General features: G+C 34.4%; 17 protein-coding genes. All 17 read right to left on the bottom strand.

Annotated features, from left to right (window positions below):
- Positions 1-94: 94 nt before the first annotated feature.
- The 17 genes from galU to H4J46_RS10500 all read right to left on the bottom strand — a co-directional run bounded on the left by galU (position 95) and on the right by H4J46_RS10500 (position 17380).
- On the bottom strand, positions 95-1000 hold the full coding sequence (gene galU / locus H4J46_RS10580) for a UTP--glucose-1-phosphate uridylyltransferase GalU (RefSeq protein WP_182138267.1): 906 nt from the start codon (positions 998-1000) through the stop codon (positions 95-97).
- A 294-nt stretch (positions 1001-1294) separates the two neighbouring features.
- Entirely contained in the window at positions 1295-2395 is a 1101-nt protein-coding gene (rfbB, locus tag H4J46_RS10575; RefSeq protein WP_182233465.1) for a dTDP-glucose 4,6-dehydratase, read from the bottom strand.
- A gap of 29 nt (positions 2396-2424) precedes the next feature.
- A complete protein-coding gene (gene rfbD, locus H4J46_RS10570; protein WP_259365794.1) occupies positions 2425-3321 on the bottom strand; it encodes a dTDP-4-dehydrorhamnose reductase in 897 nt (298 codons plus the stop codon).
- A gap of 23 nt (positions 3322-3344) precedes the next feature.
- Entirely contained in the window at positions 3345-3893 is a 549-nt protein-coding gene (gene rfbC, locus H4J46_RS10565) for a dTDP-4-dehydrorhamnose 3,5-epimerase (RefSeq protein ID WP_182233464.1), read from the bottom strand.
- Positions 3893-4771 (bottom strand): glucose-1-phosphate thymidylyltransferase RfbA, encoded by an 879-nt coding sequence (rfbA, locus tag H4J46_RS10560; protein ID WP_182233463.1) that lies wholly within the window; start codon positions 4769-4771, stop codon positions 3893-3895. Before rfbA ends, rfbC begins: the two co-directional genes overlap by 1 nt.
- Before the next feature lie 11 nt (positions 4772-4782).
- Positions 4783-5820 carry a DUF1972 domain-containing protein gene (locus H4J46_RS10555; protein ID WP_182233462.1) on the bottom strand — a complete coding sequence of 346 codons (1038 nt, stop codon included), beginning with the start codon at positions 5818-5820 and terminating at the stop codon, positions 4783-4785.
- Positions 5817-6908, bottom strand: a complete 1092-nt coding sequence (locus H4J46_RS10550; protein ID WP_182233461.1) for a glycosyltransferase family 4 protein — start codon at positions 6906-6908, stop codon at positions 5817-5819. Before H4J46_RS10550 ends, H4J46_RS10555 begins: the two co-directional genes overlap by 4 nt.
- Before the next feature lie 4 nt (positions 6909-6912).
- A complete protein-coding gene (locus H4J46_RS10545; protein ID WP_182233460.1) occupies positions 6913-8133 on the bottom strand; it encodes a glycosyltransferase family 4 protein in 1221 nt (406 codons plus the stop codon).
- Positions 8133-8828, bottom strand: coding sequence for a DapH/DapD/GlmU-related protein (locus tag H4J46_RS10540; protein WP_182233459.1), 696 nt, complete (start codon positions 8826-8828; stop codon positions 8133-8135). The genes H4J46_RS10545 and H4J46_RS10540 overlap by 1 nt, the downstream gene beginning before the upstream one ends.
- Positions 8828-9952 (bottom strand): glycosyltransferase, encoded by a 1125-nt coding sequence (locus H4J46_RS10535; RefSeq protein ID WP_182233458.1) that lies wholly within the window; start codon positions 9950-9952, stop codon positions 8828-8830. Before H4J46_RS10535 ends, H4J46_RS10540 begins: the two co-directional genes overlap by 1 nt.
- A gap of 24 nt (positions 9953-9976) precedes the next feature.
- The gene (locus H4J46_RS10530; RefSeq protein WP_259365817.1) at positions 9977-11023 is read right to left on the bottom strand and encodes an EpsG family protein; all 1047 of its coding nucleotides are present in this window, start codon (positions 11021-11023) and stop codon (positions 9977-9979) included.
- Positions 11020-12201 (bottom strand): hypothetical protein, encoded by a 1182-nt coding sequence (locus H4J46_RS10525; protein WP_182233456.1) that lies wholly within the window; start codon positions 12199-12201, stop codon positions 11020-11022. Before H4J46_RS10525 ends, H4J46_RS10530 begins: the two co-directional genes overlap by 4 nt.
- Complete coding sequence (locus tag H4J46_RS10520) at positions 12201-13559, bottom strand: hypothetical protein (protein ID WP_182233455.1); 1359 nt, start codon at positions 13557-13559, stop codon at positions 12201-12203. Before H4J46_RS10520 ends, H4J46_RS10525 begins: the two co-directional genes overlap by 1 nt.
- Before the next feature lie 21 nt (positions 13560-13580).
- On the bottom strand, positions 13581-14801 hold the full coding sequence (locus H4J46_RS10515) for a lipopolysaccharide biosynthesis protein (protein WP_182233454.1): 1221 nt from the start codon (positions 14799-14801) through the stop codon (positions 13581-13583).
- Between the two features lie 139 nt (positions 14802-14940).
- Positions 14941-15063 carry a hypothetical protein gene (locus H4J46_RS10510; protein WP_182233453.1) on the bottom strand — a complete coding sequence of 41 codons (123 nt, stop codon included), beginning with the start codon at positions 15061-15063 and terminating at the stop codon, positions 14941-14943.
- Between the two features lie 230 nt (positions 15064-15293).
- Positions 15294-16322 (bottom strand): UDP-N-acetylglucosamine--undecaprenyl-phosphate N-acetylglucosaminephosphotransferase, encoded by a 1029-nt coding sequence (wecA, locus tag H4J46_RS10505; RefSeq protein ID WP_182233452.1) that lies wholly within the window; start codon positions 16320-16322, stop codon positions 15294-15296.
- Positions 16323-16333: 11 nt separating this feature from the next.
- Positions 16334-17380: a Wzz/FepE/Etk N-terminal domain-containing protein gene (locus tag H4J46_RS10500; protein ID WP_182233698.1), complete on the bottom strand. Its 1047-nt coding sequence runs from the start codon at positions 17378-17380 to the stop codon at positions 16334-16336.
- Between the last annotated feature and the right edge of the window lie 25 nt (positions 17381-17405).

The following is a 17405-nucleotide window of genomic DNA, read 5'->3' as shown; positions in this document are numbered from 1 at the left end:
AAATAAATAAACAGGAAAACCAGCCAACAAATAAACCAACAGCTATACGTTTTTTCTTGCTGCTTACTGCCAACTAACAGCTAATAACTTAAATCTATGTTTTTTGCATCAACTCAGTTAAATAACTTCTAAAGTCATCAGCCAATTCAGGATGACGCAAACCATATTCAACATTGGCCTTCATATAACCTAACTTAGAACCACAATCATGAGACTTACCCGTCATATGAAAGGCTTCAACCGTTTCTTTTTCCATCAACATCGCAATAGCATCGGTTAATTGAATTTCGTCACCCGCACCCGGAGGCGTAATTTTTAACAAATCCCAAATTTTTTCAGATAATACATAACGGCCAACCACAGCCAAGTTTGACGGCGCGTCTTCCATCGCTGGTTTTTCAACAATAGCCGTCATAGTTTTTGACTCACCAGGCGCAAGCTCAACACCACCGCAATCAACCACACCATAGCTACTTACTTGCTCCATTGGTACAGGTTCAACCATAATCTGGCTGTAACCACCAACTTCGTTATAACGGGTTAACATGGCAGCTAAATTTTCAGTTTTCAAATCTGCTGTAGCATCATCTAAAATAACATCAGGTAGCACAACAACAAATGGCTCGTTGCCGATAATAGGGCGAGCTTTTAATACCGCATGACCTAAGCCTTTGGCTTCGCCTTGGCGCACATGTAAAATGGTGACATCTTTTGGGCATATCGCTTGAATTTCATCAAGTAACTGGCGCTTAACCCGTTTTTCTAAAGTAGTTTCAAGCTCAAATGATTTATCAAAATGGTTTTCAATGGCGTTTTTAGAAGAGTGCGTCACTAAAACAATTTCTTTAATGCCAGCCGCAATACATTCATTCACTATGTATTGAATAAGTGGTTTATCAACAATGGGTAGCATTTCTTTTGGAATAGCTTTTGTTGCTGGCAACATCCGTGTACCTAAACCGGCTACAGGTATTACCGCTTTTTTTATTTTGTTTGGCATTCTTATCCTTAATTACAAATTTTATTTATTGTATGGATTACTTGTGTAAATGTCGTGATGTTTATAGATGAAAAATTTGCATCCATCATATTCTCTAGCAATAGGATTAATTACTGCGTTTAAAAACACTTAAAAAATTATAAAGAATGTAATCTAAAGCTAAAACATCGCAGTATTTTAAATCTACAAACTTATTACGACAATACCATAATATAATATAGAAAAGGCCGGAAGCCCGACCTGTTAATTATAACAATTATATATATTTCAAATATTTTTAGCTACCGGCATAACTTATGAGTATTGCTCGGCTATCCAGTTTTGGTATGAGCCATCCATGACACTTTGCCACCAAGCTTCATTATTCAAATACCAAGCAACAGTTTTAGCAATACCGGTTTCAAATGACTCTTTCGGTTTATAGCTCAACTCATTGTTGGTTTTAGTCGCGTCAATGGCATAACGACGGTCATGGCCAAGCCTGTCTTTCACGTAAGTAATAAGTGATTCAGTGTTTTGCGCCCTCGCCGCTTTAGCCGCAGGAAAACGAGTAGCTAAATCTTTGTTTTTAATGAATTCTTGTTCAACCAGTTTTGAAATGGTTTTAACAATATCAATATTTGCCCATTCATTATCGCCGCCAATATTGTAGTTTTCACCAACACGGCCATCTTGTAAGACTAAATCTATACCGTAAGCGTGGTCTTCAACATATAACCAATCACGAATTTGTTGGCCATCGCCGTAAATTGGCAAGGCTGTATCATGCAAAATATTAGTAATAACTAAAGGAATAAGCTTTTCAGGAAAATGAAACGGCCCATAGTTATTTGAACAATTACTGGTAGTCACATTTAAACCATAAGTATGGTGATAAGCTCGCACTAAATGATCACTGGCGGCTTTACTAGCCGAATAAGGTGAATTAGGCGCATAGGCTGTATCTTCTGTAAAAGCAGGGTCGGTAGGTGAAAGCGTGCCATAAACTTCATCAGTAGACACATGATGAAACCTATGTCCTGCAAGAATACTGTCGCCGTCTAACCAAACTTTTTTAGCCGCTTTAAGTAAACTATAAGTGCCGATAATATTAGTTTCGATAAAGGCATCAGGGCCTGTAATCGAACGATCAACGTGAGATTCTGCCGCAAAATGCACTAAGGTATCAATACTGTGTTCAACCAGTAATGTTTCAATTAAGGCTTGGTCGCAAATATTGCCATGAACAAAAGTAAAATTAGCATCGTCTTTTACGCTATCTAAGTTAGCAATATTGCCCGCGTAAGTTAGCGCGTCAAGTACCACAACTTTATCGGCTGAATATTTTGCCATCCAATAATGTACAAAGTTAGCGCCAATAAAGCCTGCACCACCTGTAACTAATAATTTTTTCATAAAAATCTCGAATTAATAATATAATTTAACTAGGCTTCGCGTTCAGTTTTTAACGCGATCATCATATGTGTTAACTGTTCTTGCCAATGCATTAACGAAAGCTCCGGCAAAGCGTTAACTAAACTGCTTTTATCCAACACACTGTAATGCGGGCGTTTGGCGGGTGTTGGGTATTGCGCAGTAGTAATAGGTTTTATGGCTATTTTTTTATCTAATAAACCAAGTTCAACACCGATATTTTGAATAGCGACAGCGAAATCAAACCAACTCGCCACACCGGTATCAGTATAATGGTGAACACCCACGATTTGGTTAATTAAACTGGCAATACAAGCTTGCGCTAAGCCTTTAGCGTAAGTTGGCGTGCCGATTTGATCACAAATAACACCCAGTTCAGGTTTAGATGCCATTAAATTCAGCATAGTTTTGACAAAATTATTACCGTGCGTTGAATACACCCAAGACGTGCGAATAATAGCGCTATGCTCAGGGTAAATATTGGTAATTAACTGTTCACCTTGCGCTTTACTCGCGCCATAAACACCTAAAGGATTTATGTCATCACCGGGTAAGTAAGGTGCGCCTTTATCACCATGAAAAACAAAATCTGTTGATATATGCACAAATGGCACGGATAACGTTTTACATGCTTGCGCTAAGTTACCCACAGCGTTGGCATTAAGCGCAAAAGCATTTTCAACATCACTTTCAGCGTTATCAACAGCGGTGTAAGCTGATGCATTAATAACACCATCGGCGTTATGTTGTTTAAAACAGTTAACGAGTGCAGGAGTGTCTTGCAAGTCAACATCGTCGCGACCTAAACAGACTATTGTTTGTTCAGGTGTTGAAAGTTGACTTAATTCCCAGGCAAGTTGACCAGATTTTCCAGTAACGATTATTTTCATTGTGTTGTTATCTGTCATTATTTATCAATTTAGCTAAGTATTTATTTAAATGTTGGCGCATCTTTGAACAACAGCCCAACTTCATCTTTTGCAGATAACGAAGGTTTATTGCCATCGCGTAACGGCCATTGAATATTTAACACAGGGTCATTCCATAACAACGACACTTCATGCTCAGGGGCATAGTAATCGGTACACTTATAAACAAACTCTGCCGAGTCACTCATGACATAAAAGCCATGCGCAAAACCCTCTGGCACCCATAACTGACGCTTATTTTCGCCAGAAAGTACCACACCAACATGTTGGCCATACGTAGGTGATGATTTACGCATATCAACCGCAACATCATAAACTTCGCCTGATGTTACCCTGACTAATTTACCCTGCGTATTTTTCAGCTGATAATGCAAGCCACGTAAAATTCCGTGACTTGATTTGCTGTGGTTGTCTTGCACAAAAGTTTGCTCTGCACAGTGCTTAGTAAACTCGTCAACACGAAAAGTTTCCATAAAAAAACCACGTTCGTCACCAAATACATTCGGTTCTATTATTTTAACATCAGCAATATCAGTATCTATATATTGCATTAAAATACACGCTCTTCAATTAGTTTGATTAAATATTCACCATAACCACTTTTACGTAAAGGCTGTGCTATTTCACGCAATTTATCTTCACTTAACCAACCATTACGATAAGCGACTTCTTCAGGGCAATTCACTTTCAAGCCTTGGCGCTTTTCTATTGTAGAAATAAAATTAGCAGCGGCGAGTAAATCATCATGTGTACCAGTATCAAGCCAAGCGGTACCACGGCCCATAATTTCAACTTTTAACTCGCCCGCTTTTAAGTATTGATCAATAACATCAGTTATCTCTAATTCGCCACGCGGCGAAGGCTTAACATTTTTAGCGAATTCAACTACGCGAGAGTCAAAAAAGTATAAACCTGGTATGGCATAATTGGATTTAGGTACTTGAGGTTTTTCTTCTATTGAAATAGCCGTACCTGCAGCATCAAATTCAACCACGCCATAGGATTTTGGATTAGACACATGATAGCCAAATACTGTTCCGCCAGACGTTTGATCATTAGCATTTTGCAAAGACTTAGTTAAATCATGGCCGTAGAACATATTATCGCCAAGCACTAATGCGGCTGCAGCGCCTGCAAGAAACTCTTCAGCCAAAATAAAGGCTTGCGCTAAACCATCTGGGCTAGGTTGCTCTTTATAAGAGATTGAAACACCGAAGTTTTCGCCATTGCCCAACAACTCCTCAAAACGATGAGTTTCTTCGGGCGTAGAAATAATAAGTATTTCTCTAATGCCTGCTTGCATTAAGGTGGCAAGTGGATAATAAACCATGGGTTTGTCGTACACTGGCATCAGTTGCTTACTAACTACTTTGGTTAATGGGTAGAGGCGAGTGCCGCTGCCACCGGCTAAAATAATCCCTTTTCTCATAATTCTCTCTTTTATTTGAACAAACTAAAATACTGATCTTTTACTATTTTCCAAGTATATCGACGCTCTGCAATTTCTTGCATAAAACACCCGTTATTTAAAGATGTTGAATTTTCAATAAATTTAACTAATTCCGCAGTATTACTGAAATAATCAGCCTTACCCTCAGTCGAAGCTATATTATAAATGCAATCAAAGGCAGTGATATTTTTAGTAAAGTGCATCATCTCAACTAAAGAAGGGTTAGTGCCTCCTGCTGAATGGCCATGGACATAAAAACTACATTTTTGCCGAATATCAAAAAGTACTGAAATATCATAAATAGGATCAATTATATCAATATTATCAAATCGTTGATAATTGGCTTTCATGGCAAGACCAAAGTCACTACTGTCCCAATTGCCAATAAACTTTAATGGCTTAATTGTTTGGCTAAATGCTTCTAAAATTAATTCAACATTATTTTCAGGCTCTATTCGGCACAATGCAAAAGCGTAGCCTTCATCAGAAAGATTTAAATCATTTACAACCGCATGATCACCGCCATAAGCGATAACTTCTGACTCAACCTTGTACTCATCCCATACATAATCAGCAATACCTGCATTATCTGCAACGACAACATCAGAATATTTAACCGCTAATTTTTCCGAGAACTTCAAGAACCTCTTAACTAAACCACTCCATTTTGCTCTTTTCCACTCTAAGCCGTCGATATTGGTGACAATTCGAACTTTAGAAAACAACCGAATAAATGGTAAGCAAATTGCGCCTGAAACACCTAATAATAAAATATTATCGGAACCACGTATAGCATGTAGTAATGACCAAATATCATACGGAATACTTTGTGCTCCATTCGCATGTAATGGAATATAATGAAGCTTGGCATTTTTATACTTTAAAGTTGGTACTGTATAGTTTTTTGTGGAACAATAAACAGTTATATGTTTATCTTGTTCATTTTCATCTAATAAATTTTCCACAAGTGTTTCAAAGCCACCATAACAGGCAGGAACACCTACCGTACCAATAATTGCAATTCTCATTCTAACATTTCCAATATTCTATTTTTATATTCAGGGTATTTAAATCTTTCGGCTGTATTTATAGCGTTCAAAACTAACTTTCCATGTAAAGGTTCATCACCCAATATTTCAACTATTTTATTGCAAATTGCATTTGTATCAGCAACTGAAATTTTAAAACCGTTATACCCTTCTACCACTATTTCTGTTATCCCCCCTACGGTAGGCACAATAGCAGGGCATCCATGTACAAAGCCTTCAATAACAGTCATACCAAAAGTTTCCACCCATTCATCTGGATGAGATAAGTTGATCACTAATGAAGATCTGCTATAGATTGCATTTATGTCTGAAGGTCTACGTAGTATTTGAATATTACCACTAGATTTAAAAGTATTAACAAATGCTTTAAACTCAGATTCTTCTGCGTTTAAAGCTAAAATGAACTTAGCTTTAGTTCCTTTTAATTTCCCTGCTATTTCAAGAAAGTCATATACTCCCTTATATTTCTTTAAAGATGAAGGCATAAATACTATAAAATCATCTGAGTTTAAGTCTAATGGGATTACTTCTAGTTTTTTTGGTAAAGAATTATATATAACAACTTCTTTTATTACCTGATTGTGTACACCCTCATTTTCTTTTAAGTAATTAGAAACATAGATAGCATCATCGGCTGTAAATCTCAGCACAAACTTCAACCACCGTTTCAAGATTAGTGGTCGAATAGAAATTTCATGAACGTAATAGGTTATGTGACAGCTTGTCAATTTCGCAGCTAATGCAGCTCCGAATGGCAATATTGTGTTTACCAAAATTTTAGGCTTGTTTTCCTTTTTTACAAATAATGTTTTCGATACAACAGTCGCAAAAAGTATCAGTTGACAGAGTATAAACGAAATCAAAGTTAAGACTTTATTACTAAATCTCCGATAATTTATCGAAGTTTTATCACAGTCACAGTGACTTAGGAAACCATCATCACCACTTGTTAAAAGTTCGACGTTATGACCAGCCTCAATAAGAGAATCGATACAGTTAGCTAAAACTAAAGGACTACCACTGAAATCATTTAACAGATGAATGGCAAGATATTTATTATTTTTCATATAATCACAAAATGGTAGTGTAAATATTACTTATGGCTTTAGATTTTGCGTGCCAGCTTAATTTTTTTTCTGTATGGCTATAAGCGGCATCACACATTAATTTATATTTGTTTTTATCATTAATAAGTAACGTTATCGCATTGGAAATACCAGAAATAATTTCATCTTTATCAGAACTACTTATAACAAATGCGCAATCGTCCGTTAATTCATGTGCAGCACCATTTTTATCAATAGTTATAACAGGAATACCATATGAAAGCGCTTCAGCAATAACCATTCCAGCGCCTTCATAAGAAGGAAAACAGAAAACATTAGCATCAAGGTAATATTGCTCAATATCTTGAAATCCCACCCATTCATGAACACTCAAATGTTGCTCAACATCTAGTTCTAATGCTCTGGTTAATAATTTATTTTTAGCATTTTTTCCAACACCAACAAAGGAAATTGAAAGTTCCTCATTCGATATCATAGTATTTTCTAGGCAAATTTTAAACGCATCAAGAACAGCTAAATAATTTTTAATTAACAAACCTCGGCCAATAAACAACACATTAAATCCGTTATGATTATTTTTATCTACCTTTTTATGAACGTCGGTTGCTATTTGATTAAACAAAACACATTTACTAGGCAGTAAACCAAGCCTTTTTACAACACCAGAATGACCAACTAAAATCTTATCCGCCTTTATTTTACATATAAATAAAAATGGGTCTAAATTCCAAAAAAACCATTTAAAAATTTGCTTAACTTTTTCTTTTCTCAATTCCCCCTTAGTTAGCCCTTTCAAGACATAATCCGGTAGAGTTTCATTATGGTTAATTGGTCCCCAAATAAACGGTTTTCCTAATAGCCATAAAAATGAAGGTGCCCAATCACAGTGAAAATTTAGACTGTGGCATACATCAAACTCATTTCTTTTAGAGAAAAAAGAGATACTCAAGAAGAACTGCCATAAATAAAAATACAAAAATGAGCCACGAGCACCTTTTTTCCAAAAACGTGCCCATACAGGTAAATCAAAACCTACAAACTTAAGGTTTTCCACATTTAACTGATTTTCAGCGATAAACCGTCGAATCTCAGGTAAATTATTTTCCCTAGTAACCACCGTAATTTTATTATACTTTGATAAGTGATAAGGGTAATTCCAGCCTGTCGCAGACTCGGAACCTTGATAAGGGTTAACATCGTATGCTGTTATCAAAATGTGTTTCATTAAATAGTACGCTCCTTAATAATTTTAGCTGGCACACCACCAATAATGACATTATCAGGAAACTGCCCTGTGACAACAGCGCCAGCGGCAATAACACAACCATTACCTACAACAGCACCATCTAAAATAGTTACTTTTGAGCCTATCCAACAATTTTTGCCTATTTTAATTCCTATACGTTTAACTCCTTGCTCTCTTATTTCACAAGCTATATCGTCAAACACATGATTTTCTGAATGCACACTAAAATATTGCCCAATGATACATGCAGAGCCAATTTCAACCCCCCCCGCACCGCCTATATATGCAAACTCACCAATAGCGACGTCATCATGTAAAGTAATTCCTTTACCAATATTATCAAAAGAAGTTGATACAATGATTCGTGAAAAGTCACCAATATTAACCCTATTACCGATTATAACTCCTTCGCTGCCTAAGCCGCTAATATAAGTAAACTCACCAAGCGTCACGAAACGCCCAAGCTGTATGTTACTGAAATAAAAAAATCTCACACCACGGCCAAGAAAAAGATTTCTCGGAAAATGAAAATGAATTAATAATTTTAAAGATCTAACGCTAGCTAAGACTCGAATAAAGATAAGTGAAAAAATAATTTTTGATGAAATATGTTCATCAAATTGAAATTTTGGATTCTTATACTTTCTAACAAACCAAGTGATTAACTGTTTCATTATTTTTTATACTCAATACAGCTTTTGTATTCAAGTAATAACTTTTCAACTACAACATCCCAGTTAAAAACTTCGTTTACTAAATTCACGGCCTTTTGCGACATACTTGACCACTCATCTCGCTTATTGACCATTTCAATAATTCCTCGAGCAATATCTTTAGGATCAGGCTCGACCATGATAAAGGCACCACTATTATAAAAGTAGCTCATATCTGAGGTGCGAGTTATAACCGAAGGTAAACCAAGCGACATAGCCTCCATAACAGCGATACTTACAACATCTGAAAAAGCGGGGTGTATGTAAAAATCTAAACTAGACAAAACATCATGTTTATTTTGAGCATATAACGCACCTTCAAAAACAATGTTATTTTCTAAACCTAAATCATTAATAGTTGCCATTAATCTTGGTTTATCTACTTTATTAGGGCCAATTAGGTGCAACGTTATATTTTTCTTAATCTGGCTTGGTAATAATGCTAAAGCAGATATAAGACCATCAATATTCTTCTCTACTGATAAACGACCAATAAAACCGATATTAATAGTTTTACTATTACCTATATAATGTTTGGGCTCTAAAGTAACACCATCTAAATCTTGACCGTTTTGAACAACGAATATATTAGTATTATTCGTGTGTTTTCTTAAGTTTGTAGACTCTTCTCTCGTCAATGCTTGAACACCAGCAGCGCTATCGAACATCTTTTTTTGAAATAAATAGTGATAACACCTTTTGAACCAATAACGGCTTTGTTTTAATCGGTCATCTGTTAAACCTGAATGTGCAGTAATAACATAAGGTTTATTTATTCTTCTAAGATATGCTGCAACAACTAAATTATAGTTATTCCAAACACTGTGCAAATGTACAATATCGCAATCTTTTGCTAACGTTTTTATACGACCAAATGCGCCTTTTGAAAATTGATTAAAACTTTCAACTTCAAAACCATCCCGTTCAACTAGTGCATAAGACTCTTTTTGGCTTGAACTTAAACCAATAACATAAGCTTTACAGCCATTTTTGTTTGAATACTTAGCCAAACCTGCAATAACTTTATTAACTCCATTAGAAGTGTTTTGGCTAGCACGCCCTAAGATAAAATGAACAATTTTCATAGACAATACCCGTATACATATAAATCAAAAAAGTTGGTAGAACTCAAACGAAGGTAAAAGATTTTGTGGACCCCAAATATAAATAGTAAAAATAAATTGCAGTACGGCAGTCATAATATAAGGTAATAACCAACGATGCGAAAAATATGCTTTACAACAAATCAAAAACAAATAGGGTTGAAGTATCTGAGAAAAAATAATTACACGATCATACAAAAGTACGTTATTACTCAGAAGAGCGGAAATACCCAGCGATAAAAAATAAACCCAAAATAAACTATTGTTTTTTTTATTCTTTTGTATATCAATCTTAAAAAACAGTAATGATGTTATTAACATTGGTAAATTACGATGATTAAGTTCAGAGCTAGAAATCAATCCTTGTTGCGCCATTTCAACATACGCAGTTAAAGTTCTTTCCATTATAGGTATAAATTTCCCTATGATTACCGCTATATGAGAATAGAAGGTAGCCCCAATAGGGAAAAAACTTAAAACTAATACAGGCAATATATATATTTTTTTAAATTGAAATCGAGAAAAAAAAATAAAAACCACAGAAATAATGGCTGCTTTGTGAAAGAAGATAGCTAATAGCAATATCATACAAGAATAAAAGAAATGCTTGTGGAATATAGCTATAGAAATCAGAACTAGGAGAACTGCAACCCCCTGTCTAAATATATTTAAATTAATTTGATAATAGATAAAAGTTGAACAAACATATAAAAACAATAACATTGAAAGTTTACGATCAAGGATCCTATACAAAATAACTAATAGAGAGTTAATCAAAACAGAATAACTTAAAGAAAACCAAAAATATTCAGTTGTTACCCATCTCAAGGCAATATTGAAATAATATAATCCATACTCATCCAAATAATATCTTTCTGGGTGAAGAAAAATATAATAATAATATTTAATATCTTCCCCGTAACTTTCACGTCTCAAAGAAAAAATCATTATCCAGAAAAATAAAATAGGAAAAAGTACGAAGACTTTACTTCTATATTTATTAACGGAGAAATACCATAAATAAGAACATTGATACAGCAATCCCCAAATCATAGTTTTAGCCAAGAATCAATCTGATTAAAAACTTCTTTATGAACAACAGGCTGCCTTATATACTTAAGTAAATATTCTGATATATGGTACAAAAAATATAAATCACTGTACATTTTAAAGTCATCTTCTCTAAAATCAGTACTAATATCCTTTAACATTTTAATAAGGTGATTTTTTGTATTTTTAGTATTTTTAGTTTCCAACAATCTATTTTGCATAAGTTCTGTTTGGTAACTAAAGTGAAATAAATCAAACCCATATGAAAGATTGGGTTTCGCCAACTCTAAATCAAACATAATCAAACTATCTTTCGAGATTAATGAATTCCAAGGAGTAAAATCTCTATGGGCAAAAGATACATATATATTTCGATTTCCATAAGTTAAGACAAGTTCATTTATACGCCTGATAGCATTCTTTGCAATTAGCTTCACTTTATCTACATTAATTCGTGGATCTACTGGTTTTTCAATTTCAATGGATTTAAAATTTTTTAAAATTAAGTGATGTTCAATATATGACTTCAATGTAAGCTTTGAGCGACTTTTTTTATATACTTCACTAAGCCCTTTAATATGAATATTATTTAATAGTTGTGATATTGAAGTGTCGTTTTTATTTACGTTAGAAATAACAACACTATGATCAAAAAAAGATGCCGTTGGTAGGATTACTGTTTTTAACTTTAACTTTCGAAATTTCTCAATATTCTGAAATTCACAATTAACCAGAGCTTGGCTTTGAACTGAAATGGGGACTTTAATATATTTAGATATAATATTACCCTTCTTTATAGCAAGAACAAGTTTACGATCAGCACCTGGGGTACCTGCAAACAAAGCCCAAGTTTCACAACTATACTCTTTGAGAGACTTAGCTAAGACTCCATCTTCAAGTAAACTTACACCCTCAATTTTTTTTGCAAAGAAGCCCATAAAACCAAAAGCACCGACTAAACGCATAAAAAAAGCCCTGATTTTTGCTCTAATAGTACCTGCAGGATAGAAAGCTAAAAATCCGGGGGTAAATCCATCAACTTTAAATAACCAACGTAAAGAACCATCCGGCCAATGGATCGCGTAAAATTCATTATCATGAACTATATTATGACTAGAATTTTCTAGCTCTATACCTGCATATTGTAATAAGTCTTTATTAATATCTTTAACTTTCTGCATTATTTTAATTTCTTAATATTTTTCATATTTAAAACTTCAAAAAGTAAAGAAAAACATACGGATAAGCCTTGCGATAATGAGCCATTATTTTCTAATAGTGTGTAGTTTTTATCAGAGCATATACCTTTGTATTCTGCCACAAGCTTCTTAGCTTTATCTCCACTAAGTTCACCTTTACGTTCAATCAAAATATGAGGTTCCGCAACAAAAATCAGTGCTACATCCGGTATAGCGGCAACTCTAGGAAAAACATTTGCTAATACTTTCCTATTTAAAGATAGCCTTGCACGGGTCGGGTCTGCGATAAGGTCGGGATAATAACGATCAAAAACCACCACCTCATTTTGTTTGAATTGTGGTTTTAAATATTTATATTTCGCAAATATAAAGGCTAAAACATAATATATAAAGCGAATTACAGATGAGATTTTACCTACTGGTTTTTCAGAATAAGGCTGTGTATAATTTTGCTTACTTAATTTTTTGTTAAATTTAAGTAAGCGATGTAGAGGGGGTATTCCAACAGGTAAAAAATGATGGGCTACTTCTTGCTTACAAATACCTGTTAGCTGAAAAAATTCTAATACTGATTCCATAATAGAGCTCTTACCTGCCCCATCAGGTCCAGAGAAAGAAAGCAAATAACCAAACTTTCGCCTAGTTATATATTCTGTTCGTGCTGATTTTAAGAAGGCACCAATCAAGCCAAATGAAAACTGTTCTTTTATCAAAACTTTAATTAACTTGCTTCTAAAGGCAAGTATACTAACAGGCTGTTTATCATTAGTATCATTAGCCAACAATTCATTTACTTCGTCATTTAGAAAATTTAAACCTGAGCTTGCTAACAGTTCTTTAAATTGCAATGAATGCTCAAAATAACCTTGCTGGATTAAATGTTTATACTTTTTGTTTATTGATTTTCCGTATAAAGCACCATTTAAAACATGTATTAAAGCTTCATGACCAGGTGCAGGAATATAGTAGTTTTTTACTTGTATGCATTCTGATAATAGATGCGAAGAATTTATAAATTCAACCCCACGCCATTTTAAACCATAGAAAAAGTCTAACTTTGCATAAATAACTTGGCCATTTTTATTTTGACGAGCTAAAACAAAACCTGAAAGATAATCAAGTTCATTAATCCAAATGATACTCGCATGAAGTGAAGCACTTACTTCTTTAATTATACTGTTAATTTGACAAGGCTTGATATCGCTAGGTATTAAAATATCGACATCTTTTGCATTATTGCTTTCTGGTAAACCTTGGTGATTTCTTAGAATTAAAAACTTCATATTTTGATTTAAAAGATCAAATAATTCATTCAATAATTCAGTATCTATTTTAAACAAGACTTCATTCCTCTAATCGCATTATTTTGTAGGTTTATTTTTTTCAGATAGTAACACAAATAGCATTACTGCTTGTGCAATAATCATCGCTTGTACGGCAGCAAGACCACCATATAATGTTATTAGTGGGTACACCGCAAGTAAGCTTAATACTGATGAATATACATAAGATTTATATATGACTTTGGTGTCTTCTCTAACCTTTATGATCAACCTTTGAAGAAAATTAGCGCCTGTAAAAGCACTGAGCACAAGCATTAAAGCTAAATAAACATATATAACATCAGGTTGTTCATCGTAAATAAATAAAATAATATTTGTTCGGAAAATATAAATTGTTGATAACACCAAAATCAAACAACTCATACAAGCGATCACTATTTTTACATATTCTTTATTGCATGCATCTTCGCCTTTTTCAAACCTTGTTTTAGCCAAGTATAACTGTGCATGATTATCTAAAAAAACATAGATAGGATTTATAATTCCAACTATATTTTGTGCCATTTTTAAATATGCTACTTGAGCAACCCCTAAAAAAAAACCGGTTATCAGCACATAAGCATTGCCATTAAAAAATTGTAAAATAGAAGATTTAACCAACCATTTTGAAAAGTCATACTGCTTAATAACTAGCGACCGATATGATTTAAAGTCTTTAATTACTCGAAACAATTCAAACCTAGATTTAAAACTCAGTACTACAATTGTTAAAGTAAAGCACGATGAAACAACAAGGAATACAGAATTAAGTTCAATAGTTTCAGATAAAAGTATCGTAGCCAATATGAGCCCATAGCAAAGTATATCACTTATTAATAGAAATAAGTTTTCACCCCTTAGCATAAGATCCCTTCTAAGAAACTCGTATAAATAATAAGATGGTGATAAAAATAGTAGACCAAATAATATGGTAGTTACATCAATATAGTTGAGGTATTTGGCAATAAAAAATAGAGATAAAATACAGCTGGATAATAAGGTTATCGTTATTATTAATTCTAAAAAGAGCAATGAACAAAATCTTTTTTGATCTACTTCTGAAAATTTAGGAGTCAAAGATAACATTGGCGCAATAAAGACAGCTTGGATTAAAGATGCAAGAGAGATAACAATTAACCAACTAATTGAAAAAAAGCCAAAGTCTTCAGTAGACAGTGCTCTAGCTAGAAATATAGTTAAAGCAAAGTTCCCACCACTAACGACTAGCTGATCAAAAAAAGAGGCTGATTTTCTTAACATTTTTTTAAATCCAAAAATAGGTTGTTTTTTAGAGTTTAATTTAAAAATCACACCAAAAATTATTTATGTGGATTAAACCTTTAATTACTAAATTAACAGATAAATATAATTTAAATTCGAATATAATATAATCGTTCAATTACGTGGTTTGGTTAATATTATAACCAACGGTATTATATTTTTCACCAAACTCTACAGCTAATGGTAGCCCTACATAACCAAGACCAATGATTGCTATTTTTGTATTTTCTTTATCAAACATCTTAAAAAACCCTGTATATATCAATACATTTCAAATTAATAAACTGCAGTTTAAAAACAATTATTGTTGAAAACATTTAACACTATCACTCAGGTATTTATTACCCATGAGACAAAAACGGTCGCCATTGAGACACCTATTGATGCACTCAATTAACGTTAATTTATTAAAAAAGCCCTTATTTGTAAGGGCTTAGCCATTAAATTCTTCATTCATATCAATAGGTTTTCCTATTCGTTGTATTTCCAACTAAAATGCCGAGCATACTTATTATAAAGAATAAACATCAGCACAAATAACGCCAGTGCAATACTTTCAGGTACTTGAAAATATTCACCTAACACACCTAATAATGACATAAGTGCTGAAGCGATTGAAATAACTACTAGTGTTTGGCGTGAAGACAAACCTGCGCGTTGTAATATGTGGTGTAAGTGATCTCGGTCTGGCTTGAAAGGAGATTTACCTTTACGGTATCTGCGCATAACTATAGCAAGCATGTCCATTAAGGGTATGGCACATATCCATAATGCCGTCACCGGTCTAAACGAGGCGCTTTCGTCTTGCGTGCCAATGGTCAATAGCCATATAACACTGAGGCCGATAAACATACTACCGGCATCGCCCATAAATATTTTTTTACTATAACTTTTGAAAAAACCTAAATTGAAAATCAAATAAGGTAAGGTTGCAGTCGCTAAAATTAGTGGATAGCTTAAGTAGCTCGTATTGCCACTTATTAAAAATAAAACCGCAATGGCGGTAAAGGTATTTAAACTTAAACTACCAATTAAACCGTCAATGCCATCAACCATGTTGTAAGCATTAATTACTACGATAATAGCAAAATAAGTAAATAAAATACCTACTGGGCCCAGCTCAATATCGCCGAAACTAAATAAGTTACCTAAGTTTGATATATAACCACCTACGCCAAAAATCATTAAACTGGCAATAATAATTTGCCCTACTATTCGAATACGTACTTTAAGGTCAAATTTGTCATCCAATGCGCCAATAAAAACCATCATCGCAGAGGCAATTAGGTACATACGTAATTCTAAGGTATTAGGTAGCCAGATTAGGCTTGCCGCTAATACTGCAGCAAATATTGCAATACCACCAATAAGCGGCACTTGGCCGTCGTGGTGTTTACGTGCATTAGGTTTGTCTACTAAGCCAAGTTCAATGGCAAGTGGCTTGAATACTTTTATTGCAATAAAAGAAAAGCAGAAGGCTGTTAAGGCAGCGATGGTCATTAAATATACTCCTATTTACTTGTAACTTCTGCTGAAACTTGAACAACAGTAGTCGAACTTGTTGTTGGCTCGACTACTTGGTTAGCGCTATTTGAATGGTTAGTCTCATCTTTATTACCTTTATTAGAAAAGTAACGCACTAACACAATTAACACCGATAAAATGCCACCTAAAATAGTACCTAGTACAACAATTAAAGCTCGTTTAGGCTTAGATTTTTCCTCTGGGGCATTAGCGGGATCAATGGTTTTTAACACATATTCTAGTGATACTTCCGCCAACATAATGGTTTTGGTTTGTTGCTCAATTAACTGATAGAACACCGTTTGCATGTCCGCTAGTTGAGTTTCTTGCAGCTTAGTAGATAAATAGTCGATACTACGTTGCGCTTCGGCTTTATCTTGTTCACGCATGGCGGCGTTAATGTCACTTACTAGCCATAATAACCACTGCGTGGCAATTTCTGGTGAGTAATGCTCTACGGTTAGGGTCATCATGCCCGTTTCTTTATCCGTTACCACCGCTAAAATATCTTTAAAAGCTTTATAAGCTTCCCATGAAGAAGGTTCTGGCTGTTTTGGCGCTTCAACTTCTCGTAACCATGTTTTAGTTGTTGAATTATAAATTTCATCGTTGTATATTAGTGTATTAGTCTTAACATCCCAGTTTTCAGATGCCATTAAAGGCACTAATAACTGGTGTCTATTAATGAATTTTTCGAGAAATACTCGAGATTTTAACACTTCAAGCGCTAGGCCTGTTTTATCGGTGCCGCCGCCGCCAAGGTTAATACCGGCAAGGCTTGCTAAACCACCAAACTGGCCAGCCATTTTCGCTAGCCCGCTTGCACCACCTTGCTCACTGGCAGGCGCTAACAACGTTGTAGCTTTATATATATTGGGATGATTAATGGCATAAATAATGGATGAGATGGCGAAAAACACACTGATAACAATAATCAGTAACTTACCTGACCAAATAGCATGCCAAAGCTCTGCAAGGTCAATTTCGTCGTCTTCGGGAAGGTGGTGTGGCTGATGAAATTCGTTTGAATTCATTGCTTCGGCTTCATTTGGAGCACTT

The sequence above is a fragment of the Colwellia sp. MB02u-6 genome (assembly GCF_014077095.1).
Taxonomy (GTDB): Bacteria; Pseudomonadota; Gammaproteobacteria; order Enterobacterales; family Alteromonadaceae; genus Cognaticolwellia.
This window is presented reverse-complemented; position numbering and strand designations above follow the sequence as displayed.

Excerpts from the sequence above, each read along its gene's own strand:
- galU (WP_182138267.1), bottom strand. The coding sequence starts at position 1,000 with ATGCCAAACAAAATAAAAAAAGCGGTAATACCTGTAGCCGGTTTAGGT.
- rfbB (WP_182233465.1), bottom strand. The coding sequence starts at position 2,395 with ATGAAAAAATTATTAGTTACAGGTGGTGCAGGCTTTATTGGCGCTAAC.
- rfbD (WP_259365794.1), bottom strand. The coding sequence starts at position 3,321 with ATGACAGATAACAACACAATGAAAATAATCGTTACTGGAAAATCTGGT.
- rfbC (WP_182233464.1), bottom strand. The coding sequence starts at position 3,893 with ATGCAATATATAGATACTGATATTGCTGATGTTAAAATAATAGAACCG.
- rfbA (WP_182233463.1), bottom strand. The coding sequence starts at position 4,771 with ATGAGAAAAGGGATTATTTTAGCCGGTGGCAGCGGCACTCGCCTCTAC.
- H4J46_RS10555 (WP_182233462.1), bottom strand. The coding sequence starts at position 5,820 with ATGAGAATTGCAATTATTGGTACGGTAGGTGTTCCTGCCTGTTATGGT.
- H4J46_RS10550 (WP_182233461.1), bottom strand. The coding sequence starts at position 6,908 with ATGAAAAATAATAAATATCTTGCCATTCATCTGTTAAATGATTTCAGT.
- H4J46_RS10545 (WP_182233460.1), bottom strand. The coding sequence starts at position 8,133 with ATGAAACACATTTTGATAACAGCATACGATGTTAACCCTTATCAAGGT.
- H4J46_RS10540 (WP_182233459.1), bottom strand. The coding sequence starts at position 8,828 with ATGAAACAGTTAATCACTTGGTTTGTTAGAAAGTATAAGAATCCAAAA.
- H4J46_RS10535 (WP_182233458.1), bottom strand. The coding sequence starts at position 9,952 with ATGAAAATTGTTCATTTTATCTTAGGGCGTGCTAGCCAAAACACTTCT.
- H4J46_RS10530 (WP_259365817.1), bottom strand. The coding sequence starts at position 11,023 with ATGATTTGGGGATTGCTGTATCAATGTTCTTATTTATGGTATTTCTCC.
- H4J46_RS10525 (WP_182233456.1), bottom strand. The coding sequence starts at position 12,201 with ATGCAGAAAGTTAAAGATATTAATAAAGACTTATTACAATATGCAGGT.
- H4J46_RS10515 (WP_182233454.1), bottom strand. The coding sequence starts at position 14,801 with ATGTTAAGAAAATCAGCCTCTTTTTTTGATCAGCTAGTCGTTAGTGGT.
- H4J46_RS10510 (WP_182233453.1), bottom strand. The coding sequence starts at position 15,063 with ATGTTTGATAAAGAAAATACAAAAATAGCAATCATTGGTCTTGGTTAT.
- wecA (WP_182233452.1), bottom strand. The coding sequence starts at position 16,322 with ATGACCATCGCTGCCTTAACAGCCTTCTGCTTTTCTTTTATTGCAATA.
- H4J46_RS10500 (WP_182233698.1), bottom strand. The coding sequence starts at position 17,380 with ATGAATTCAAACGAATTTCATCAGCCACACCACCTTCCCGAAGACGAC.